This window comes from Martinezella lusitana (genome assembly GCF_010668395.1).
GTDB lineage: Bacteria > Pseudomonadota > Alphaproteobacteria > Rhizobiales > Rhizobiaceae > Rhizobium > Rhizobium lusitanum_A.
In genome coordinates this window covers 1-21,783 of record NZ_WUEY01000013.1, presented here as the reverse complement: position 1 = coordinate 21,783, position 21,783 = coordinate 1, and the positions used below count along the sequence as shown (strand labels likewise).

Below are 21,783 nucleotides of genomic sequence, written 5' to 3'. Positions count from 1 at the left end.
GATCCCGGCCTGGTTTCGTCCCGTCGAAAAAAACGCGCAAAAAGCGAAACCAGCCGCCGCTTCCCTTCGTATCTCTCAAACAAGCCAACATAAAACGGCCGGACCAGAGGATCTGATGGACCAAAATGAGCGAACGACGGACAAAGGGCGATTGAGCATCGCCGTGATCGGAAGCGGCATTTCCGGGCTTTCGGCGGCATGGCTTCTATCGCAGCGCCACGACGTCACGATCTTCGAGGCGGCTGACCGTCTGGGTGGTCACAGCAACACCGTGGAATTCGAAAGCGCGAACGGCCGGGTTGCGGTCGACACCGGCTTCATCGTTTACAACGAGGTCACGTATCCCAACCTGACGGCCCTGTTCCGCGCCCTGGATGTGCCGACGGTCGCCTCGAACATGTCTTTCGCCGTCTCGCTTGACGATGGCGCCTTCGAATATGCCGGCGGGACCGCAGGTGGGCTTCTTGCGCAGAAATCGAACCTCGTCAGCCCTCGCTTCTGGTCGATGTTGCGCGATATCCTGCGCTTCTACCGCAATGCGCCACGCGAACTGCGGACGATGAGCGGCATGTCTCTTGACGAATATCTCGCGCGCAACGGTTACGGCCGCGCCTTTCGTGAGGACCATCTCTATCCGATGGCCGCTGCAATCTGGTCCACGCCGGCCATGCAGGTGGGCGATTATCCGGCAGCCAGCTTTGTGAAATTCTGCCGCAACCATGGTCTGCTCAACCTGTGGGACCGGCCGGTCTGGCGCACGGTCAAGGGCGGCAGCCGCGAATATGTGGCCCGCATGACAGCAGGCTTCAAGGGTCGCATCCGGTTGTCGACACCCGTGAAAACAATTCATCGCAAGCCCGGTGGCGTTGTGATCGAGGATATGCGCGGAGGCCGTCATGTTTTCGATCATGTCGTCGTCGGCACCCACGCAAACGATGCGCTGGGCATGCTCCCGGATGCAAATGTCAACGAGAGGCGCATTCTCGGCGCCTTTCGCTATTCCCGAAACGAAGCTGTTTTGCATGGCGACACCAGCCTCATGCCCAAGCGTCGCGCGGCCTGGTCGAGTTGGAACTATGTGGCGGAAAGGCATGGGAGTTGCGAAGGCCCCTCGATCACCTACTGGATGAACCGACTGCAATCCCTGGGAGATGCGCCGCCGACTTTCGTGACCTTGAATCCGCAGCGCGCTCCAAAAGAGCAAGCCGTGATCCACCGAGAGGTTTACGAACATCCGGTTTTCGACATGGCGACCGACGAGGCTCAACGGGAGCTTTGGTCGCTGCAGGGCGTTCGGCGAACATGGTTCTGCGGGGCGCATTTCGGCGCGGGCTTCCATGAGGACGGCATCCAGGCGGGATTGGCGGTCGCCGAGGATTTGGGCGGCGTGCGACGTCCGTGGGAGGTGATGCACGAGAGCGCCCGCATCGTGCGCAAGCCACTGCATTCGCCGATCAACCCGCAGGAGGCGCTGGCATGAGCAAGGAATTGTGTTCGGCCCTCTATCCGGGATCTGTCACGCATGCACGCCTTCGGCCGAAATCGCACAGGCTGAACTATCGCATCTATTCCCTATTGCTTGACCTGGATGAACTCGACGAGATGGATGCGTCGCTCCGCCTGCTTTCAATCGACCGCTTCAACCTGTTTTCCTTTTATCGCAGGGATCGCGGTGATGGATCGGGCTCCGATCTGAAGGCGCAAGTGGAGCTCAGGATGCGGGGCGCCGGACTGGAGCCGGATGGCGGCTCGATAAGGTTGCTCACCATGCCTCGCATCCTCGGCTGGGCTTTCAATCCGCTCAGCGTCTTTTTCTGTTATGGACGAGATGACGTTTTGAAGGCGATCCTTTGGGAAGTGGACAATACCTTTGGCGAACGCCACGGCTACATGATCCCGGTCGAAGCGGCTTCATCTTCGAAAATCGTGCAGCATTGCGACAAGGCATTCTATGTCTCTCCATTCATGGACATGGATCTGCGCTACGCCTTTCATGTCCTGCCCCCCGCCGATCATCTTTCCATCCGTATCGATACGCTCGACAATGACGGGCTCGTCATGACAGCGAGGCACCTGGCGCGGCGCAAACGGCTGACCGATGCTGCCCTTCTAGGAGCATTCGTCGCCATTCCTTTCCTGACGCTGCGTGTCGTCGGCGGCATTCATTGGGAGGCGTTGAAGATCTGGCTGAAGGGAATGCGCCTGCGCGCCCGCCCAGCACCGCCGAAAGAGCCCGTTTCGTTCGTTCGTCCGTCCTCCACGAAGGGAGAAGAGTCCCGCAGCAAGGTCGATGCCCATGAGCCCGCTTGATGATTTTTCCTCTATCCCTGCTGACCGGGCTTACGATGCACGAAGGCTCGGCATCGGCGCTCGACTGCTTCTGCGCTTGCTGCGCAATGTCCGTTATGGACGGCTGACGATCGTGTCGCCTTCCGGCGGTGCGATCGAAAAAATCGGCTTACAGCCAGGGCCGGAAGCGACGATCATCATAAGGCGCTGGCGCATGCTGGCTCGCCTCGTTTTAGCCGGAGATATCGGCTTTGCCGAAAGCTACATGGACGAGGATTGGACGACGCCCGACCTTCGCGAAGTCATCCGCTTCGCCGCGCGAAACAGCGAGGCGCTGACGCCCGTGGTCGAAGGAAGCGTGCCGATGCGATTTTTCAATCGCATCAAACATCTCCTCAATGCCAACACGAAACGCGGTAGCCGGCGAAATATCGAGGCGCATTACGACCTCGGCAATGACTTCTACAAGGAATGGCTCGACGCCTCGATGCTCTATTCCTCCGGGATATTCGACCCGGCCGGCGGCGATACGCTGGAGACCGCCCAGCAGAGGAAACTTGACCGCATTCGGCAAAAGCTCGCCTTGAACGGCGGCGAACATATCCTGGAGATCGGCTGCGGCTGGGGCTCTCTTGCGATCGATCTGGCAAGCCGAGCCGATGCCAGAATGACCGGCGTTACACTCTCACCATCGCAGCTGGTCTGGGCCAGGGAGATGGCCATGGCGGCCGGGCGCTCGGAGCAGGTTGATCTGCGCCTGCAGGACTATCGCGACATCGAAGGGCAGTTCGACCGCATCGTTTCCGTCGAAATGTTCGAAGCGGTCGGCAGAACCTATTGGCAGACCTATTTCGCGGCACTGAAGCGCTGCCTGAAACCGGGCGGCCGTGCGGTCTTGCAAATCATCTCGATCGAGGACAAGCGTTTCGCCTCCTATCGCGACGGCACGGATTTCATCCAGCAATATATTTTCCCGGGCGGGTTCCTTCCCTCGGTTTCCGCGCTCGAAGCGGCGGTGTCGCAGGCAGGCCTCGCGCTTACGGACAAGGAGCATTTCGGAAAGTCCTACGCCCTGACGCTTGGCGAATGGCGAGCGCGTTTTCACGCGCGCTGGCACGCGATTGCGGCGCTTGGCTTCGATGAACGATTCCGACGCCTCTGGCACTACTATCTCTGCTACTGCGAGGCCGGCTTCGAGGAAGGCAGTATCGATGTCGGCCTCTATACGATCGAACATCGCTAATTCGGTGAAAAACAGGAGAGCGGAACATGCGGTCGATGCTCTGGATACCGATAATCATGGCATGTGGAATTGCGGCCGTCGCTGAAGCCGCCGATATCGATGGACAATGGTCCCGTGGCGACGGCAATGCGAAGATCCGTATCGCTCCTTGTGGCGCGGATATTTGTGCGGTGAATACCTGGATCAAACCGGGCACGCCCAGCGAGAAAGCCGGCGACAGGCTGGTGATGACGATAAAGCGCGACAGCGACGACATGTACTCGGGAACCGCCTTCGACCCGCAACGCAACCTTACCTACAGGATCACGCTGTCGGTCAAGGGCAATGACATGACGACCCGCGGCTGCATCGTCGCGGGTCTGATATGCAGGGGTGTCCATTGGGCGCGTCTGAACTGACCAAGAGAATGCGCATCCGCCAGGGAGCTTCCGGTGAAATCCTATATTGTCGCCTATGTCGCCACGCTGATCGTCTTTGTCGCCATCGATTTTATCTGGCTGAGCAGCATGGCGGATCGGCTCTACAGACCCGTGCTTGGCGATATGCTGGCGCCCGGTTTTCGCATGGCGCCGGCCCTCGTCTTCTACCTGGTCTATGCCTGCGGCCTGACGATCCTGGCTGTTCGGCCGGGCCTGACATCCGGCTCTCTGGCGGTGGCATCGCTCTACGGCGCCGTGCTTGGGTTCACGGCATACGCCACCTATGACCTGACCAACCAGGCGACGCTCAGAAACTGGTCGACTGCGCTCACCATCGCCGATCTGATATGGGGCACATTGCTTTCGAGCATTGCTGCCGGGAGTGGTCAGTGGATCACCGAACGCCTCGTCGGGCCTGCCGGAGGGCATGGTTGAGCCGCCGCTGCAGCGCTCCGAGGCGACGCAAGGCCATTCAGCCGTTCAGCCTCCAGATCTCGAAATTGAGCGCAATGGCAAAGGCGACCCATAGTGCGAGCGGAACGAGGTTATAGGCTGCGGACGTATCAAGGCGATGGAAGCCGCGTATTGTCGCAAGGATCAGGATCCATTGCGGAATGACGTCGATGAGACCGAGCATCGGGTTGTTGAGCCCAAAGAAAGCCCAGGACCAGGCGGCGTTGAACGCGAGTTGCGTGTAGAAAAGAACGAGCGCCGACGACCGTCCCTGCAGGTCTGCGGGCAGCATCCATATGCGCCAGCTCGCATAGGCCATCAGCGCATAAAGGCAGGTCCACACCGGCCCGAAAATCCAGTTGGGTGGATTGAAGTCCGGTTTGATCAAGCTCGCATACCAGCCCTCGATGTTCGGGAAAGTTGCCCATTGCCCAAGCAGCAGAACAATTACGACGGGTACGATCGCCAGCGCTGCATTCACCCAGGGCCTTGGCTTTTCCATAACGTCCTGTGACATTGTCATTCCTTCATCGGCTCTTGCCCGTCGGCAGCGAGTGCCGACCGTTTGGAAAGCCGCATTCCCGAAGCGGTCCCCACTTCAACGATGCAGTTCTTGAATACGAACACTTCATAAGGGGAGCTCTTTCTTTCTCCTCTCGAAAGCTGATACGAGTTTTCTCCTGCAGTGGATCCCGGGATCCAAACGCCATTGCCTCTCGTACAAGGAACATGAATGTTTCAGCGCTGCAGAACGATAACCTTGGTAAGCCTCTGCGCCTCGCCCTTGTCGGAGGAGGGTTTTCGGTGACGACCGTGTCCGACCGCGAAGGCATGTCTGCGGAGGAGGTGAACCGGCTGGTACTGGCTATCGCCACGACACGCGAACGCGACGCCTTCGCCGAGCTTTTCAATTTCGCAGCCCCCAGGATCAAGGCGTTCATGATGCGTACAGGATCTTCGCCCGAGCTTGCAGAAGAGATCGCCCAGGAAGCGATGCTGATCGTCTGGCGGAAGGCTTCCTATTTCGATCCCGCCCGCGCCAGCGCCATGACGTGGATCTTCACCATCGCACGCAACTTGCGCATCGATTTCCAGCGCAAGGCAAAGTCGTCGCAGAAACCTCCCGAATATGACCCAAGCAGCATCCCGGCGATGGAGCGCACTCCAGAGGAAATCATCTTCGTCAGGGCGGATGAAGACAGGGTTCACGCAGCGCTGCAGGCGCTCGGCCCCGAGCAGGAAGAAATCCTAAGATTGTCCTTTTTCCGAGATTGTCCCCACGCTGAAATCGCCAAGGAGCTGGATCTGCCTTTGGGCACCGTGAAGTCACGGATAAGGCGCGCGCTCGCCAGGCTGAAGACCATGCTGGAAGAGACGTTATGACAGCGAACCATCACCCCAGCGACCAGACGCTCCTGCGCTTTTCAGCCGGGACCTTGCCCGCGGGTCCCGCCCTCGTGGTTGCGGCACACCTGAGCGGATGTCCCGTCTGCCGGAGACGGGCGGCGACGTTTGAAGCGGTCGGAGGGGAAATCCTAACCCAGATGCAACCCGAGGCGCTTTCTTCGAAGGCTCTCGACCATGCCCTTTCCCGTTTGGATGCGAACGAGATCGAGAACCGGTCGCAAGCGGGCATGCGACCGGCACGGACCTCGATCGACAATCTGGTGCTTCCGGCTGCGCTGGACGGCTGCAGCATAGGCCCGTGGCGCATGGTGGGACCTGGCGTCAGGCTGAGCCGTGTCGGCTTGCCCTACGCGCCGGAAGCCAATGTCATTCTCCTCAAGGTCAAGGCAAACAAGCGCATGCCGGCGCACGGACACTCCGACCTGGAGGTGACGCAGGTCCTGACAGGATCGTTTTCCGATGGCGACAATCGCTATTTTCCGGGTGACTTCGTCGAAGGCGATGACGAAGCGGAGCATAGCCCGGTCATCGACAGCGGCGGCGAATGCATATCGCTTGCGGCGATCGAAGGGCATGTTCGCTTTCACGGCTTTCTCGGACGATTGCTCCAACCTTTCGTTGGCCTCTAGCTCAGCCCGAGGAAGTGGAAGGCCGGAGCCTCCTTGAAAGACGAGGTCGCATCGCCGGCATAGGTGTGGTCCTGGTTCTCGCCGAGATCCAGCTTCTTGACCTTGCTGCTCCCGGAAAAATCGATCTTCTTGAGATCGACCCAGAACGTATTGGGTGTCAGGGCGGATTCGAAGAAATAGAGCTGGCGCTTGTGATCGAAAACCGTGCGCCACCGGGTCGACGAGATGTTCGGCTCCTCGGGCGTATTGAGCCCGTAAGGTACGGAGACGTTGCGGATCACGCTGAAGACGCTGGCAAGAGCCTGGTTCGGATCCTCGCCTTTCGGTATGGCGTTGACGTAGAAGGACGCCCGCGCGAAACGATCGGAGGCGCGATTGGTGCCCGGCAGGAAGACGGTGCCGCCGATCTGCTTCCAGTAGGCGTTCAACGCCAGCTGTTCGTCGAATGTCGGCGAATTCGTCATCACCTGATAGTCACGGCTGTGATGGATGACCTGCTTGCCATGGATATATTCGACGATCGCACTGTCCCCCGACGCATCGGACATCGACAGATGCAGCGTCGTCAGGCGGTTCTCGCCGGGAACATTGGCCGTCACGATCGTGAACGGCTCCTTCTCGAGAGCTGCGACCGCTTCGTCGACGGTCGCGAAATTGTCGAGCACATACTGGGCCCAGGCGGCGATCGTCAGACCCGGCTTGCTACCTTTGTCGAACTTCGGATAATCGGACTCCACCAGCCAGAGCAGATTGGCCTCCAGGCCCTTTTCGTTGACGCCGTCCGTCGTGGAGACATCATAGCCGGTGGCAACGACGCTCCCGTACTTCGCGGTCCACTTGATGGAATTCGGCCCGGCCTCGCCGCTGCGGGAAATACCGCGCGGCAGGATCCACAGATTGGTCGCGACATCGCTCTTCCAATCCATCGAGCGGGCAGTGATCACATTGCCGTTCGGACCGAGGTAGACCAATCGGGTACACGCACCCGCCCCAACCTCGGAAAAGACGAGCGAAAGGCAGGCCAGGCATGACAGGAGGAATTTCATCTTGATCCGGCGAAGACGCATCATGAACTCCTTGGCAGGAAACGTTGCGGGAAGAGTAGAATGCCCGGCGACACGGCTCCGCCGGCCGGGATATCCCGACACGGTTTGTTGCCTCCGGTGAAGTCGTCGTTCTCGTAGCTCCGATAGCACAATCGATGGCGAATGCGCGCAGCCGATCACAACCGGGCCCGCATTGCCATCCATTCACGTCACGCACCATAGCGCACGGAAACGCCGCCGCAACCGAAAGTCTCGGCGATCGATTCCATGCGCTATCGCAAAATGCAGCGGATTGCCGCAGCCTGTGTTGTCGATACGGGCGACCGTCGCGCTTATGCCGAGCCCGGAAAAGCCGAAAGTGTCACATGAACGCTCTTCAGCTCCGAATATTCATCGAAGCCGTGCCGCCCGAGTTCGCGCCCGACGCCGCTCTGCTTGTAGCCGCCGATCGCCAGCTGCGGGGCGCCGTCCCCCATGCCGTTGATCCACGTCCGGCCCGCCTTGATGCGCCGAATGGCCTGGAAAGCCGTCGACAGGTTCGTCGACCAGACGCAGGCCGACAGCCCGTACGGGGTGTCGTTCGCCATCCGGATCGCCTCTTCGGGGGTCTTGAAGCGAAACGTCGTCAGAACCGGGCCGAAGATCTCGTCCTGCGCGATGGTCATCCTTGGGCTGACATCGGTGAAGATGGTCGGCGCGTAGAAAGCGCCTGCTGCACCGAGCCTTTCGCCGCCCATCAGCACCTTTGCGCCGTCGGCCTTTCCTTCCGCCACATAGCCGGCAACCTTGTCGAGATGCGGCTGATGGATCAGCGCGCCGACATTTACCCGATCGTCGAGAGGATCGCCGGTGACGATCTGAGCCGCCACGGTTCGGACCTTCTCCAGGAGCGCATCGGCAATGCTCTCGTGCACGATCAAGCGGCTGCCGGAGATGCATACTTGGCCGGAGCAATGGAAGACACCGCCTGAAATCTTTGCCGCGGCGGCATCGAGATCGGCATCGGCAAAAACCACCTGCGGACCTTTGCCCCCGAGCTCGAGCCCGACCTTCTTGATATTCTGCCCGGCGAGCGCGCCGATCACGCGGCCGACACGCTGCGAGCCGGTGAAATTGACGACATCCACGTCCGGGTGTTCGGCCAGGATCTGGCCGACATCGGCGCCGTAGCCGGTCACGACATTCAGCACGCCTGCGGGCAGGCCGGCTTCAAGCGCAAGCTCCGCCATGCGGATGGTCGATCCCGAGGTAAATTCACTCGGCTTGATGACGACGGTGCAGCCGGCGCCAATGGCCCAGGGGATACGCTCCGAGCCGATCAGGAGGGGAAAGTTCCACGGCGTAATCAGGCCGACGACGCCGACAGGCTCGCGCAGTATCAGGCCGAGCGTATTCGCACCGAGATCATTGTGCGCCTCTCCCTCCAACCCCTGGGCATGTCCTGCCGCATAGCGCCAGAGGCTGACGGAAAAACCCATCTCGCCCCGCGCCTGGCTGATAGCCTTGCCGACCTCGAGCGCTTCGATCGTCGCCAGCTCTTCGAGATTTGCCTCTATCAGATCGGCGACGCGATTCATGATGCGGGCGCGCTCGCCGCCGGTCATTCTCGGCCAGGGACCATTGTCGAATGCGCGGCGTGCAGCGGCAATCGCTCCTTCGGCATCCTCACGCCGGCCTTTTGGAATAAGGCTGACAATGCGTCCGGGATGCGCCGGGCTTTCCCGGGCGATCGTCTCTCCCGAAAGGGCTGGAACCGATTTGCCGTCGATAACCATGCCGTAGCGGCGCTGCTGCAGAAGTCGCGGGTCATCCGGACGGGGTGCGATGAAGGGGAATGCGGTCATGCGGCTGTCCTCACTCTCAAAATTCAGGGTCTTGCGCACTATCCGGCAGCTCAGGCCTGATGGTGCAGGCTTTCCAAAGTCAGTCCGTGTTGCAACGGCTTGCCAGCGACAAATCGTTCAATCTCGTCGACGACGAGCCGGCCGAGACGTTGGCGCTCGTTGCCGATCGCGCCGGCAATATGCGGCGTCAGAACGACGTTCGGCAGATCGTAAAGCGGCGAAGTCTCCGGCAGGGTCTCCGGCTCCGTAACGTCGAGAAAGGCGGAAAGCCGGCCGCTCACCAGCTCGGCCTCCAGCGCGGCCTGATCGATCAGGCCGCCGCGCGCGGTATTGATCAGCGTCGCACCGTCGCGCATGCGGGCGAGCATGCCGGCGTCGATCATGTGCCGCGTCGTCGGCAGCAAAGGCGCATGCAGGGAGACCGTCTGGCACCCTTCCATCAACTCCGGCAGGGAGACCAGATCCGCGCCCAACTGCCTGGCCTCCGCAATGCTCACCAGCGGATCGAAAAGCAGGATGTCCATATCGTGCGACCTCAGGAGATCGAGGACGCGGCGACCGATCCGCGAGGCGCCGACAATGCCGACCTTCTTGTGCCAGCTGCCGCTATCGCCATCGAAGGATTGGTGCATCTCCAGGGGGCGTCGCTGCTGCGCATAAAGCCGCTGGAAGCGCAGGACGTCCTTGTTGGCGAAGAGGATGGCGGCCAATGCAAACTCCGCCACCGGAATGGCGTTGGCGGCTGCCGCATTCGTTACCTCGATCTTCCGTTCGAAGACGGCCGGCCCGATCAGATGCTTTACCGATCCCGCGGCATGCGCAACAAGTTTGAGTGAAGGGGCCGCTTCCAATGCCGCCACATCGATGGACGGAGAGCCCCAGCCGGTGATCAATATGTCCGTATCGGCAAGCTGGGCCTGCGCAGCCCTGCTTTCAAACTCGAGCAGCGGCTCCCGGGAGATGATGCTGCAGTGGCTCTCGAGCCGCTTCTGATCCTTCATGGAAAACAGCTTGTCGATGCCGAGCGGGCCGAAAGCGAAGCTGAGCCTCAGAGGCCTAGTAACTGGGGGCGATGACAACAACGAACTCCTGGCGGAACGCTGTCCGCAAATGCTGAATGGCATCGATGCCATTCCCGCGAGAGATCGCACATAAACGCAAATCACGCAACAAGATTACGCACGTCCCGAAAATTTACGCAATTTGCGCAATCGTTGCTCCCGACTGCAGTGTAACGGCGCATTCGAGCTGGACCGGCATGGCGCCGGGCTCTGCACTACGGCGCTGGGCAAGCAGAATGGCCTGATGCGCCATCTCGAAGCAATTGACCCGCATTGTCGTCAATCTCGGATGCATCATCGCGGCATAGGGAAGATCGTCGAAGCCGATCACCGAAATTTCGCCGGGCACGCCGAGACCCGCGGTCTCCAGCGCATTCATCAGCCGGAACGCGGCCATGTCGTTGGCGCAAAAGACGCCAGTCCAACCCACCTCGTCCTTCGTGCGGCGCTCCACCTCCGCAAGCAAGGCGGCATCGACACCGTTGGCAACGCCGATCGCAGTGCAGGATGCATCGGGGAAATCTTCGAGGGCGGCGTAAAACCCACGACGGCGCTGCGTCGTCGTCCACCGCGTATGATCATGAATATAAAGAAGTTTTCTGTGTCCGGCCAGAAGCAGGGCTCGGCCTGCCATGCGCGCGCCGTAGAAATTGTTCGGCGCGACGCAATCGAAACGCATTTCGGGATCATAGCCGTTCACCAGAATCGCGCGTTGGCTACCGTTCAGAAAATAGTCGGCAAGATTGTCAGCCAGATCGATGCCGACGAAAATCGTCACGTTGGCCTCCTCCTTTTCCTGGTCGCGAACCATGCGCTCCGGACCGAGCGACGTTTCGTCCACCATGCGGACCGAGAGGCTGAAGCCGGCGTCGCGCGCATTGTCGCGCAAGCCGCCGATCACGGCCTCATAGAAGGGAGCCAAGCCGCCGGTGGCAAGGCTGCCCGTCACATAGGCGCGCAAATGCTTGGTCGGCTCGGCGGCGCCCCGGTTACGGCCGAAATAGCCGGCATCCTCCGCAATTTTTCGAATTTGCGTACGCCGCTCGTCGCTGATGCCGCGAGCGTCCGATAGCGCGCGGGAAACGGTACTGACCGAAACGCCCGCCGCCTTGGCAATTTCGAGCTGATTTGCGTTGGACTTAGGTGAACGAGTCAAATTCCCTACCCTTCAGATTTCCCTGATAATCATGGGATTCCTGTGAGAAATCCATCCCTGCGCGCCGATATCAACGGCTCTATCACCGCCGAATACACGAAAATTGCGACAGATTTTGCATAATCTCGCAAATTGCGCAATTGACAATGCAAATTGCGCGTGATGAATTGCAGCTCATCACGAAAGAACCGGTTTCCAAGGGAGTGCTTTCGTCAGATGTGGGAGGACATGCAATGACCAACGACATAAAAAGAGACAGCGGCCTGATAGCCTTGAGCCGGCGCCAATTGCTGCAGGCCGCCGGCGCGGGCGCTGCTGCGGCCGCATTTTCGGGCATCGGCACAGCGGCCGTCGCTCAGGAAAAGGTCGAGCTGACGATGTGGGCCTGGACGCCCAACACGCAGGCCGAGATCGATTTGTTCACCAAGGCTTTTCCGCATATCAGCGTCAAGCTGGAGAATGCAGGCCAGGGACCGGACGAATACGTCAAGCTGCGCAATGCGATCCAGGCGGGCACGGGCCTGCCTGACGTCGGCCAGGTCGAATTCACCAATATTCCGGGCTTCCGGCAGCTGCAGGCATTGCTCGACATGGGGCAGTACGGCGCCAACGACGTCAAGGACAAGTTCATAGACTGGACCTGGGCATCCGCCTCCGACGGCAACGCCGTATACGGCATCCCGTGGGATTCCGGCCCGATGGGCATTCTCTACCGCGCCGATGTGCTGGAACAGCACAAGATCGAAGTGCCGAAGACCTGGGCCGCCTTTGCCGAAAGCTCGAAGGCACTCAGCAAGGCATCGCCGGATACCTTCCTCACCAATTTCGGTGGCACCGCCGACGGCGGCTGGGTCATCGCGCTTCTGGCGCAGGCCGGCTGGAAGCCGTTCGAGCTCAAGGGCACCGATCTCAAGCTCAACCTCAACGACGCCGTCGCCAAGAAATGGGCCGCCTACTGGCAGGACCTGATCGACGCGAAAGCCGTCGGCGTCAAAACCCCCGTCTGGACCACCGACTGGTTCACCGGTCTTGACGAAGGAACGTATGCTTCCTGGATGACCGGTGCCTGGGGCGCTGTATTCATTCCGCAGTTCGCCAAGAAGAGCAATGGTCACTGGCGGGCGGCACCGCTGCCGCAGTGGGACGAAGGAAAATATGTGTCCGCGAACCTCGGCGGCTCCACATTCGCGGTGTTCAACACCTCGAAGCACCCGAAGGAGGCAACCCAGCTTGCCATGTTCCTCGGTGCCGATCCGCAGGCGGCACGGCTCTGGAATACCAAACAGTTCCTCTTCCCCGTCCTCAAGGAACTGGTCTCGGATCCCGAGCTGATCAACCACAAATACGATCTGTACGGCGGCCAGGCCGTCAACGAGGTCTTTGTCGAGGCCGCCAAGCACGTCGACTCCTCGTTCCAGTACGCACCGTTCCAGGACTATCTCGCCGGCCAGGTCCAGCAGGAGCTTTCCGCCTCGATCGGCGGCAAGGGATCGCTCGGCGATGCCTTCGACCGCCTGCAGGCAGGCGTCAGCGCCTACTGCTCCGATCAGGGCTACACCGTTTCCAACGGTTGAATCATCGGCGTGCGGGCTGCAGGCCCCCGCACGCCCTTTTCGCATGACCCGCGCTTCGGCGCGGGTACATTTCGCAGCCGGAGACAAAGCTAATGGCCGGTCCTATCAGCCGCAAACGCCGCCGCCGCGTAGGCAAGAGACTGGCGCCTCTTCTCTTTCTCGCACCTTTCGCACTGCTGTTCATCGCCTTCCTGATTGCGCCGATGCTCTATGCGCTCAATCTCGCGGTCTACAAGACGACCGTGGTCGCCGGCACCAAGTTCGTCGGCGCGGATAACTTCGTGCGTGCGCTGGGCGATCCGAAATTCTGGCAGGGCGTCGTCGTGCTTCTGAAGTTTGCCGTCATCCAGATCCCCGGAATGGTGGCTATCGCGCTGCTCATCGCGCTCATCCTCGACAGCGGCACGGTCTATGCCAAGAGCTTCTTCCGCATCAGCCTGTTTCTGCCTTATGCAGTGCCTGCCGTCATCGCCACGCTCATCTGGGGCTATCTCTACGGCCCGGCCTTCGGTCCCTTTACGCAGCTCGCCAATGCGCTCGGTCTTCCGGCCCCGAACTTCCTTGGGCCGAATACAATTCTTCCATCGATCGCCAACATCGCCAACTGGGAATATACCGGCTATCAGATGATCATCTATTACGCCGCGCTCCAGGCTATCCCGATGGATCTGGAAGAGGCTGCATCCATGGATGGGGCCAGCAGCTTCACCTATGCGCTGCGTGTCAAGCTGCCGCTGATTGCGCCCATGGTCATCGTTACGATCATTTTTTCCATCATCGGCTCGCTCCAATTATTCTCGGAGCCCTATCTGTTGCGCAATCTCGCGCCGCTCAGCATCACCAATTCCTATACGCCGAACTACTATGCCTATACGCTCGCCTTCGCCAACCAGCAGTATAACTATTCCGCCGCCATGTCTTTCGTTCTTGGTGCAGTGACAGCCGTGATTTCCTACGCTTTCATGCTGCTCGTCAACCGCAGGGGCAACGCATGACCATCGTCGGCAAGTCGAAGCGCTCCCCCTCGTTCCGTCGTAACCGCTGGATGCTGTCGGCAATCCTGCTGGTTATATGGCTCTATACGGCATTGCCTCTCTTCTATGTTCTCGTATCGGCATCGAAATCGAACAACGATCTGTTCACGACCTTCGGCCTCTGGTTCGCAAGCGATTTCAGGTTGTTTGAGAATATAGGACAGGTCTTCAGCTTCCAGGGTGGCATTTTTGCCCGCTGGCTGCTCAACACCATCATCTATGCAACGACCTCCGGTATCGGTGCCGCCCTGTTTTCCACGATGGCCGGATATGCGCTTGCGAAGTACGATTTCACCGGCAAGCGGCTGATCTTCGCGGTCATTCTCGGCGCCGTCATGATCCCGCAGACAGCGCTTGTGGTACCGCTGTTCCTGCTGATGTCGAAAGTTGGCATCGTGAACACGCCCTGGGCCGTCATCCTGCCGTCACTGGTCTATCCGCCCGGCGTCTTCCTGATGCGCGTCTATGCCGACGACGCCATACCGAACGAGCTGATCGATGCCGGCCGCGTCGATGGCGCCGGCGAGTTGCACATCTTTTTCTCGCTGGCTTTGCGACTGCTCATGCCGGGCTTTGCCACCGTGCTCATCCTGTCTTTCGTCGCGACCTGGAACAACTACTTCCTGCCTCTGGTCGTCTTGAGTTCGGCCGAGTATTTCCCGGTCACCGTCGGCCTCGCGCAATGGTATGCGACGGCCACGGTCGGCTCCGGCGGCGGTGCCGCGCTCTTTACCCTCGTATTGGCGGGTGCGCTGATCAGCATCGTTCCCGTCATCATAGCATTCATCGTCATGCAGCGTTTCTGGCAAGGCGGCCTCGGTGCCGGCGGCGTCAAGGCTTGAAACTGCGGAGAAACCGACATGGCCGTTATCGAACTAAAGAATGTCAGAAAATCCTTCGGTGCATTGGACATCATCCGCGGGCTCGACCTGCGGATCGAGGACGGCGAGTTCGTCGTTTTCGTCGGTCCATCCGGCAGCGGTAAATCAACGCTGCTGCGCCTCGTCGCCGGTCTGGAGGAAGTCACCTCCGGCCAAATCCTGATCGGCGGCGAGGATGTGACCGATCTCGGCCCAGCCGATCGGGCCTTGTCCATGGTCTTCCAGTCCTATGCCCTTTATCCGCACAAGACGGTGCGCGCCAACATGGCTTTCGGCCTGGAGGTTGCCCGCACGCCCCGCGCCGAAATCGAACGACGCGTCCAGGCCGCGGCGGCATCCCTGCGGCTGGAGAACTATCTCGACCGCAAGCCGAAAGAACTGTCCGGCGGGCAGCGCCAGCGCGTGGCGATCGGCCGCGCCATCGTCCGCGATCCGGTAGCGTTTCTCTTCGACGAGCCCCTGTCCAATCTCGATGCCGCCCTGCGTGCGGAAATGCGCATCGAAATCGCCAGACTGCACCAGCGCCTCGGCGCGACGATGATCTATGTCACCCACGACCAGGTCGAAGCGATGACGCTTGCCGACAAGATCGTCGTGCTCAAGGACGGCGCGATCCAGCAGATCGGCTCGCCGATCGAGCTCTACGAAAAGCCCGCCAACCTCTTCGTCGCACAGTTTCTCGGCTCGCCGAAGATGAATGTCTACGATGTTGCACCGGTCGCGGAAGGGCTGAAAATTGCCTCCGGCGGCGTGCTGGCGCGGCCCTCCGCGCCTTCGGACACCGCCAAGCTTGGCGCCCGCCCGGAACATATCGCCGTGCGGGAGCCGGGTCAGGGTCATCTCGAAGGCAGGATCGATGTCGTCGAGCGCCTGGGATCGGACACCTACGCCTATGTCGCCCATGATGGCGGCCAGCTGACGACGGTTCGCCTGCCCGGCAACGTCCATCTCCACGTTGGACAGCCGGTCAGCCTCGCTCTCGACAGCGAGCAGCTGCACCTGTTCGATAGGGATGCCCGGTCCATTGCCTGAGGCCACTCCGAGCCTGTTTCCTGTTCAGCGCTCAGCCAGGGTAGCCGGTTCGCCGGTCGGCCGGCAGCGAAGCTCCGATGCTCAAGGCATAGAACCCAAAGTGATTGTTGCATCGATGCTCAAATTGACTAGTCTTCAAGCCAGCTAGCAATGACGTGACGGATGCAAGGTTTCCGGGCCACCGGGACCTTGCGACAGAGCCCAACCTCAGAGGGATCGATGGTCAGCCTTGGTGTTTTGACGACTTACATATTGGTGGTGCTTGGGTTGATGGCCATTCCCGGGCCTGCGACGCTGCTAACCCTGGCCAGGGCAATCAGCGGCGGCAGGCGCACCGGGCTGGCGACCGGCCTCGGTATCGCCACCGGCGATCTTTTCCATACGATGATGGCGACCTTCGGGTTGTCGGCGCTCCTCGCCACATCTGCGCTCGCCTTCGAGATCGTCAAATATGCCGGCGTCATCTATCTGATCTATCTCGGCTTCAAGGCTTTCTTCGAGAAAAGCGGCAGCATCGACGTGCCGACCGCGCAGGCCATCACACCCATGCGCGCCTTTCGGCAGGGGTTTTTTACCGAGATACTCAACCCGAAGACGGCCCTGTTCTTCCTCGCCTTCCTGCCGCAGTTCATCCATCCGGAAAGCGGGTCCGTCATCGCGCAGTTCGCGCTGCTCGGAGCCATCTTCGTCGCCCTCAGCATTGGCGTAACCTCGCTTCTGGCGATCGGAGCCGGATCGATCGGCGGCTGGCTGCGCCGCAACCGCACCATCGGCCGATGGCAGGGAAAGTTCATCGGTACGATCTATATGGCCCTGGGCTTGAGGCTTGCCCTGCAGCAGCAGTGATACGGGTTTGCGGCAGCCGGTTGAAGATCAGGCCGACTGCCGTTTGACGACACAAAGGTTCATGTCCGAGCGCAGGCGAAAACCCATCGCTTCATACAGCGCAATGGCAGGCTTATTTGCCGCATAGGCGTGCAGGTAGGCCGTTTCGTCGCGTGCCGAAATCTCGCCTGCCACGAAGCGAAAGAGCAGAGAGCCAAGGCCCCGTCCCTGAAAATCCGGATGGGTACAAAGGCCGCTGAGCTCGGCAAACCCAGGCTGCCGCATCCTCTGGCCGGCCATGGCGACGAGGCGCCCTTCCATTTTCACACCCCAGAAGGTGCCGAGGCTTTGGGCGCGCAGCGTGAACGGGCCGGGTTTCGTCAGCGTGGCGAGGGCCAGCATATCTTCGGCATCGGCTTCCGTCAGCAGTTCGATCCTGCTGTCCGACACTCGCTCGAAAGGGTGCCCGGCCATCATCTGCACGAGGCTGGCGCTTGAGAGCACCATCAATCCTTGGGAAACGGTGATAGGGGCGGCCTCGACGATCGCCATGACATCCTCTCCCACGGGTAGCTCTGCCAGGGCTTCAAGGCTCTCGGCCGAGTTGTCGGCGGTAGCCGCAAAAGGCACGATCGAAGGCGGATAGCGGCGGGCACGTTCGCTGCCCTCCGCCAATGAGGCATGGGCAGTACGAAGTGCGTTCCAGACCGGGCGGTCGAGAATATGGTTCACGACGTCTTTTCCTTTCCAATGTTGGCGCGGCGCGCAAGCGGCGCTTCGGCGAGCCCGTCTTCGATTGCGGCCAGTTGTTCCAGCATCGGGCCGGAAAGCTCGCCACAGAGCTCGCGGACCGCCTGCTCTATCCGCGGCCAGACCGATCGCTTCGAATAGTCGACAAGCTCCTGCCCCTTTGGGGCCAGCGATATCAAGCGCCGCCGCTGGTCTTCGGCCGACGCCTGCATATCGACATATCCCAGCTCCAGAAGCTGAGAGACGGTACGCGTTGCGCCCGGCTGGGTAATGCCGACCGCCTGGGCAAGTTCGCCAATCGTCAGAGGACCAGCGCGGTCGATGGCGGCGAGAAACGGATACTGGGCGGCCTGCAGCGTGACGCCAAGCTCTTCGATGATCTGCTGCGTGTCTGCCTGCAGGCGCTCGCCGATACGGCGAAACCGGCTGCCGAGACAGAGGAAGCCCAGCGATCTCACGATATCTTCAACCAAGCGAGGCCTCCCAATCAGTTACATAACTAGTTATATAAATCCTTATGCAATTGAGGTCAACAGAATTGCCCCCGCGTTGCAAGTATTGGAATTCGACTCAGGATGGTCGCGACCCCAGCGGCACCATCGTTGCGCATGCCCGCATCCCCGCCACCGCAGCAAGGCCATAGGCCGCCCCACCATTGACACCCGCGCTGGATTTTCGCGCGCCTGGACAATGGACCCGACGCATGTCGGTCTCGCGCTGCCGGATGGTTTGCTGATCGAGCCAAGTCATCTATCGCTATGTCATGCAGGCACATTGACTTTTGTCAGCGATGATGAATTATGTCAGAACAACCCATCTTGAGAGAGCAGCATGCCGATCCGCTCCAACGACCAAATCATCCACAAGGCCGCCTGGCTCTATTATACACACGGCCTGCGGCAGGACGAAGTTGCCCAGCGCCTGGAAATTTCGCGCGCATCGATTGCCATGTATCTGCGCCGGGCGCGCGAGATGGGTATTGTCACGATCACCACGTCGTCAGAGCTTTTCTCGGACGACGTTCTTGCCCGGGAGCTGGAGGACGCGACCGGCCTGACGACGGCCTGGATCGTGCCCGAAGACCGGCAGGCCATGGATCCCGCTGCGGAGATGCCGGTCGTCGCAGCCTCGGTGTTCCTCGAACTCATCAACAAGGGCGACCGGATCGGAGTGGCCTGGGGCCGCACCGTCTATCACATCGCCGACGTCATGCCCTTTGCGGACCTGCGCGGCGTGACCGTGGTTCAGCTCTGCGGCAATCTGGGTGCGCCCTATTCCTATCGCCCCGACCAATGCACGACGGAAATCGCCCGGCGGCTCAACGCTGAAGGCATCAATCTTTATGCTCCCCTCGTTCTCTCGTCGGAACGGCTGGCCGACGAACTGCGCGCCGAGCCGGTCATCCGCGAGCAGCTCGCGACCATTTCCGATTGCCAGCTCGCGCTCTATTCGGTGGGCGGCATCGAGGAAGACAGCCATCTTGTCAAATGCGGCGCCCTCTCGGCAGAGGAAATGCACGCCATGGGCGACAAGGGCGCGGCCGGCGTCATCGCCGGACAGCTCATCGACCGCGATGGCCAATGGATGGATTGCGCGCATAACCGGCGCTGCATGTCCGCCGATCTCGCTTCCATCCGCGCGATCAGGAAGCGGATGCTCGTCGTGCAGGAAGACAACAAGTTCGAGTCCCTGATTGCCGCATTGAAGGGCGGTTTCGCCTCGCACCTCATTGTCACGGCATCGATGGCGCGGCGTGTTCTGGATCGCTGGAGCAAAGAAGGGCTCGACAAGAACAGCTCGGGCAAGACCTGAGCCTGTCACATGGCCCGCCGGGACGGGAAGGGCCAAATCATCGGGAGGCAAACAACAATGGAAAATCTCTGGCGCGCGGATGTCGCGGAAAAAGTCGTGGCCGACTATTTGGCCAAAGGCGTCAATCGCGATCTTGCGTTACGCACCTATACGACCCGTCTTTTGGGAGGCGAGCCGCGGCTCGTGCTGCACGGGGGCGGCAATACCTCCGTAAAGACGGAGATGACGGATCTCGTCGGCGACACCCATGCCGTCCTTTGTGTCAAAGGCAGTGGCTGGGACATGGGCGTGATCGAGCCACCGGGCTTGCCAGCCGTGCGGATCGACGCGCTCCTGAAGAGCCGGAAGCTCGCGAAGCTGTCGGACGAGGACATGGTGACTTTGTTGCGGGCCAACCTCATCGATCCCGCCGCACCGAATCCGTCCGTCGAGGCGCTTTTGCATGCTTTTCTTCCGCACAAATTCGTCGATCACACCCATTCGACAGCCATCCTTGCCATCGCCGATCAGGCGAGAAGCCGGGACATGTGCATGGAACTCTTCGGCAGGAAGATGGGATTCGTGCCGTATATCATGCCGGGATTTGCCCTTGCCAAGGCAGCAGCCGAGGTGTTCGAACAGGATCCGACGGTCGACGGACTGATCCTCGACAAGCACGGCATCTTCACCTTCGGCGAGACGGCGAAGGAATCCTACGACCGGATGATCCACTACGTGACGCTGGCGGAAGACCATGTGAAGCGGAACGGCCGCCATCCCTTTTCGGCCGCCGTCCTGCCTGGCGATCTCGCCAGCCCCGGTGACATCGCGCCGATGCTGCGCGGCGCCGTTGCCGTCGATAGGGGCGAAGGTCGTTTCGACCGCATGGTCAGCGTGTTCCGCACCTCGCCGGCCATCCTCGAATTCGTCAGCGCCGCTGAAGTCGCCGACATGGCCTCCCGCGGCGTTTCGACGCCCGATCTTTCCATACGCATCAAGACCGGACCGATGGTGCTGCCCGCGCCGACAAGGGGCGATCTGACCGGTTATCGCGGCATCATCGACGAGCGTGTTGCCGCCTTTGCCGCCGATTACACCGAATATTTCCGCAGCAACGACGCCCGCGACGACGTCAAGCGCGTCATGCTCGATCCGATGCCGCGGCTCACCCTGGTTCCAGGCCTTGGCATGTACGGCCACGGCCGCACCTATAAGGATGCGGCAATCGCCGCCGATGTCGGCGAGATGTGGATCGAGGCTGCGCGCGATGCGGAATCGATCGGGCGGTTCGAGCCGGTCAGCCGGCCCGATCTGTTCGACCTCGAATACTGGTCGCTGGAACAGGCGAAGCTCGCCGGGGCAAAACCCAAACCCTTCACCGGTCAGGTCGTGCTGGTGACCGGCGGCGGCGGCGCCATCGGCGCAGCGATCGTCAGGGCATTTGCATCCGAGGGCGCCCATGCGGTCGTGGTCGATCTCGATGGCGAGAAGGCGAAGGCGGTCGCCAAGTCTGCCCGGAACAATTCGATAGGCGTTGCTTGCGACATTACCGACCCGGCCTCGGTCCGCGCCGCCTTCGATGCCGCCATTGCCACCTTCGGCGGTGTCGATATCGTCGTCTCGAATGCGGGTGCCGCCTGGGAAAGCCCCATCGCAACGATGGACGACGCGCTGCTGCGCCGGAGCTTCGAGCTGAACTTCTTTGCCCACCAGAGCGTGGCCCAAAATGCGGTGCGCATCATGAAGGCGCAGGGAACCGGCGGAGTCCTGCTCTTCAATGCCTCCAAACAGGCGGTCAATCCGGGTGCGAAATTCGGCGCGTATGGCCTTCCGAAAGCCGCAACCCTTTTCCTTTCCCGCCAGTACGCATTGGAGCATGGCGCCGACCGGATCCGGGTCAATGCCGTCAACGCCGACCGCATCCGATCGGGCCTGCTCAATGACGAGATGATCGCCAACCGTGCGGCGGCACGCGGCGTCTCGATTTCCGAATATATGGGCGGCAATCTTCTCGGCCTGGAGGTCACGGCCGACGACGTCGCCCGCGCTTTCGTACACCACGCCCTGGCCGAAAGAACGACGGCGGATGTGACCACCGTCGATGGCGGCAATATCGCGGCCGCGCTGCGCTGAGGCCACGCTGATCTCGCAAGGAAAATTGCCCCTATCCGGGGCAATTTTTTTACCGGCATGTCCGAGGAGGCCGTTGCCGCCGGACAACAAAGTCATGACCTCCACCAAAGGTGGAGGTTTGAAACGCTGCGCTTGAACCACTAGAAGTGGTTTTGTTAGTGCTTAGTAGCTACGATTAAAGAGGTCGGCAAAGTCGGAAGCTTTGTCGGCCTTTTC

General features: G+C 60.8%; 21 protein-coding genes. 14 read left to right on the top strand and 7 right to left on the bottom strand.

From position 1 onward, the window contains the following. The first annotated feature begins 115 nt into the window (after positions 1–115). The 5 genes from GR212_RS23870 to GR212_RS23850 are packed head-to-tail and all read left to right on the top strand — an operon-like array spanning position 116 to position 4,386. Positions 116–1,480, top strand: coding sequence for an NAD(P)/FAD-dependent oxidoreductase (locus tag GR212_RS23870; protein ID WP_163990190.1), 1,365 nt, complete (start codon positions 116–118; stop codon positions 1,478–1,480). After that, on the top strand, positions 1,477–2,310 hold the full coding sequence (locus GR212_RS23865) for a DUF1365 domain-containing protein (RefSeq protein WP_163990188.1): 834 nt from the start codon (positions 1,477–1,479) through the stop codon (positions 2,308–2,310). Before GR212_RS23870 ends, GR212_RS23865 begins: the two co-directional genes overlap by 4 nt. After that, positions 2,297–3,532, top strand: coding sequence for an SAM-dependent methyltransferase (locus GR212_RS23860; RefSeq protein ID WP_163990186.1), 1,236 nt, complete (start codon positions 2,297–2,299; stop codon positions 3,530–3,532). Before GR212_RS23865 ends, GR212_RS23860 begins: the two co-directional genes overlap by 14 nt. A 26-nt stretch (positions 3,533–3,558) precedes the next feature. Then, complete coding sequence (locus GR212_RS23855) at positions 3,559–3,930, top strand: DUF2147 domain-containing protein (protein ID WP_432444401.1); 372 nt, start codon at positions 3,559–3,561, stop codon at positions 3,928–3,930. A gap of 33 nt (positions 3,931–3,963) precedes the next feature. Next, complete coding sequence (locus GR212_RS23850; RefSeq protein ID WP_163990184.1) at positions 3,964–4,386, top strand: DUF2177 family protein; 423 nt, start codon at positions 3,964–3,966, stop codon at positions 4,384–4,386. A 37-nt stretch (positions 4,387–4,423) separates the two neighbouring features. On the opposite strand, the gene GR212_RS23845 is transcribed toward GR212_RS23850, so the two are convergent. Next, positions 4,424–4,921 (bottom strand): TspO/MBR family protein, encoded by a 498-nt coding sequence (locus GR212_RS23845; RefSeq protein ID WP_163990182.1) that lies wholly within the window; start codon positions 4,919–4,921, stop codon positions 4,424–4,426. Positions 4,922–5,208: 287 nt separating this feature from the next. Here GR212_RS23845 and GR212_RS23840 point away from each other — a divergent pair, with 287 nt between their 5' ends. Next, positions 5,209–5,787: a sigma-70 family RNA polymerase sigma factor gene (locus tag GR212_RS23840; RefSeq protein ID WP_348643513.1), complete on the top strand. Its 579-nt coding sequence runs from the start codon at positions 5,209–5,211 to the stop codon at positions 5,785–5,787. Then, positions 5,784–6,440, top strand: coding sequence for a ChrR family anti-sigma-E factor (locus tag GR212_RS23835; protein WP_163990180.1), 657 nt, complete (start codon positions 5,784–5,786; stop codon positions 6,438–6,440). Before GR212_RS23840 ends, GR212_RS23835 begins: the two co-directional genes overlap by 4 nt. Here the strand turns inward: GR212_RS23835 and GR212_RS23830 are convergent. The 4 genes from GR212_RS23830 to GR212_RS23815 form a co-directional block, all read right to left on the bottom strand. Then, positions 6,437–7,486, bottom strand: a complete 1,050-nt coding sequence (locus tag GR212_RS23830) for a linear amide C-N hydrolase (protein ID WP_246725936.1) — start codon at positions 7,484–7,486, stop codon at positions 6,437–6,439. The two genes, GR212_RS23835 and GR212_RS23830, sit on opposite strands and share 4 nt — an antisense overlap. A 332-nt stretch (positions 7,487–7,818) precedes the next feature. Further along, the gene (locus tag GR212_RS23825; RefSeq protein WP_163990178.1) at positions 7,819–9,330 is read right to left on the bottom strand and encodes an aldehyde dehydrogenase family protein; all 1,512 of its coding nucleotides are present in this window, start codon (positions 9,328–9,330) and stop codon (positions 7,819–7,821) included. Between the two features lie 50 nt (positions 9,331–9,380). Continuing rightward, positions 9,381–10,409 (bottom strand): hydroxyacid dehydrogenase, encoded by a 1,029-nt coding sequence (locus GR212_RS23820; protein ID WP_246725922.1) that lies wholly within the window; start codon positions 10,407–10,409, stop codon positions 9,381–9,383. 115 nt (positions 10,410–10,524) lie between these two features. Beyond that, positions 10,525–11,547, bottom strand: coding sequence for a LacI family DNA-binding transcriptional regulator (locus GR212_RS23815; RefSeq protein WP_163990175.1), 1,023 nt, complete (start codon positions 11,545–11,547; stop codon positions 10,525–10,527). Positions 11,548–11,780: 233 nt separating this feature from the next. On the opposite strand from GR212_RS23815, the gene GR212_RS23810 reads away from it, so the two are divergent. From GR212_RS23810 to GR212_RS23790, 5 genes are all read left to right on the top strand, one after another. Then, a complete protein-coding gene (locus GR212_RS23810; protein ID WP_163990173.1) occupies positions 11,781–13,121 on the top strand; it encodes an ABC transporter substrate-binding protein in 1,341 nt (446 codons plus the stop codon). Positions 13,122–13,213: 92 nt separating this feature from the next. Then, complete coding sequence (locus GR212_RS23805; protein WP_163990171.1) at positions 13,214–14,116, top strand: carbohydrate ABC transporter permease; 903 nt, start codon at positions 13,214–13,216, stop codon at positions 14,114–14,116. Next, positions 14,113–14,997 carry a carbohydrate ABC transporter permease gene (locus tag GR212_RS23800; protein ID WP_204326730.1) on the top strand — a complete coding sequence of 295 codons (885 nt, stop codon included), beginning with the start codon at positions 14,113–14,115 and terminating at the stop codon, positions 14,995–14,997. The genes GR212_RS23805 and GR212_RS23800 overlap by 4 nt, the downstream gene beginning before the upstream one ends. 18 nt (positions 14,998–15,015) lie before the next feature. Continuing rightward, entirely contained in the window at positions 15,016–16,068 is a 1,053-nt protein-coding gene (locus GR212_RS23795; protein WP_163990169.1) for an ABC transporter ATP-binding protein, read from the top strand. A 219-nt stretch (positions 16,069–16,287) separates the two neighbouring features. Next, positions 16,288–16,914, top strand: a complete 627-nt coding sequence (locus GR212_RS23790) for a LysE family translocator (protein WP_163990167.1) — start codon at positions 16,288–16,290, stop codon at positions 16,912–16,914. Positions 16,915–16,941: 27 nt separating this feature from the next. Here GR212_RS23790 and GR212_RS23785 read toward each other — a convergent pair whose 3' ends face one another. Continuing rightward, a complete protein-coding gene (locus GR212_RS23785; protein ID WP_163990166.1) occupies positions 16,942–17,625 on the bottom strand; it encodes a GNAT family N-acetyltransferase in 684 nt (227 codons plus the stop codon). After that, a complete protein-coding gene (locus GR212_RS23780; RefSeq protein WP_163990164.1) occupies positions 17,622–18,116 on the bottom strand; it encodes a MarR family winged helix-turn-helix transcriptional regulator in 495 nt (164 codons plus the stop codon). Before GR212_RS23780 ends, GR212_RS23785 begins: the two co-directional genes overlap by 4 nt. Positions 18,117–18,474: 358 nt before the next feature. Here GR212_RS23780 and GR212_RS23775 point away from each other — a divergent pair, with 358 nt between their 5' ends. Beyond that, a complete protein-coding gene (locus GR212_RS23775; RefSeq protein ID WP_163990163.1) occupies positions 18,475–19,455 on the top strand; it encodes a sugar-binding transcriptional regulator in 981 nt (326 codons plus the stop codon). 57 nt (positions 19,456–19,512) lie between these two features. Next, positions 19,513–21,567, top strand: coding sequence for a bifunctional aldolase/short-chain dehydrogenase (locus GR212_RS23770; protein WP_163990161.1), 2,055 nt, complete (start codon positions 19,513–19,515; stop codon positions 21,565–21,567). Positions 21,568–21,783: the final 216 nt, after the last annotated feature.

Excerpts from the sequence above, each read along its gene's own strand:
- GR212_RS23825 (WP_163990178.1), bottom strand. The coding sequence starts at position 9,330 with ATGACCGCATTCCCCTTCATCGCACCCCGTCCGGATGACCCGCGACTT.
- GR212_RS23770 (WP_163990161.1), top strand. The coding sequence starts at position 19,513 with ATGGAAAATCTCTGGCGCGCGGATGTCGCGGAAAAAGTCGTGGCCGAC.
- GR212_RS23830 (WP_246725936.1), bottom strand. The coding sequence starts at position 7,486 with ATGAAATTCCTCCTGTCATGCCTGGCCTGCCTTTCGCTCGTCTTTTCC.
- GR212_RS23870 (WP_163990190.1), top strand. The coding sequence starts at position 116 with ATGGACCAAAATGAGCGAACGACGGACAAAGGGCGATTGAGCATCGCC.
- GR212_RS23790 (WP_163990167.1), top strand. The coding sequence starts at position 16,288 with ATGGTCAGCCTTGGTGTTTTGACGACTTACATATTGGTGGTGCTTGGG.
- GR212_RS23865 (WP_163990188.1), top strand. The coding sequence starts at position 1,477 with ATGAGCAAGGAATTGTGTTCGGCCCTCTATCCGGGATCTGTCACGCAT.
- GR212_RS23775 (WP_163990163.1), top strand. The coding sequence starts at position 18,475 with ATGCCGATCCGCTCCAACGACCAAATCATCCACAAGGCCGCCTGGCTC.
- GR212_RS23860 (WP_163990186.1), top strand. The coding sequence starts at position 2,297 with ATGAGCCCGCTTGATGATTTTTCCTCTATCCCTGCTGACCGGGCTTAC.
- GR212_RS23795 (WP_163990169.1), top strand. The coding sequence starts at position 15,016 with ATGGCCGTTATCGAACTAAAGAATGTCAGAAAATCCTTCGGTGCATTG.
- GR212_RS23855 (WP_432444401.1), top strand. The coding sequence starts at position 3,559 with ATGCGGTCGATGCTCTGGATACCGATAATCATGGCATGTGGAATTGCG.
- GR212_RS23835 (WP_163990180.1), top strand. The coding sequence starts at position 5,784 with ATGACAGCGAACCATCACCCCAGCGACCAGACGCTCCTGCGCTTTTCA.
- GR212_RS23810 (WP_163990173.1), top strand. The coding sequence starts at position 11,781 with ATGACCAACGACATAAAAAGAGACAGCGGCCTGATAGCCTTGAGCCGG.
- GR212_RS23800 (WP_204326730.1), top strand. The coding sequence starts at position 14,113 with ATGACCATCGTCGGCAAGTCGAAGCGCTCCCCCTCGTTCCGTCGTAAC.
- GR212_RS23845 (WP_163990182.1), bottom strand. The coding sequence starts at position 4,921 with ATGTCACAGGACGTTATGGAAAAGCCAAGGCCCTGGGTGAATGCAGCG.
- GR212_RS23805 (WP_163990171.1), top strand. The coding sequence starts at position 13,214 with ATGGCCGGTCCTATCAGCCGCAAACGCCGCCGCCGCGTAGGCAAGAGA.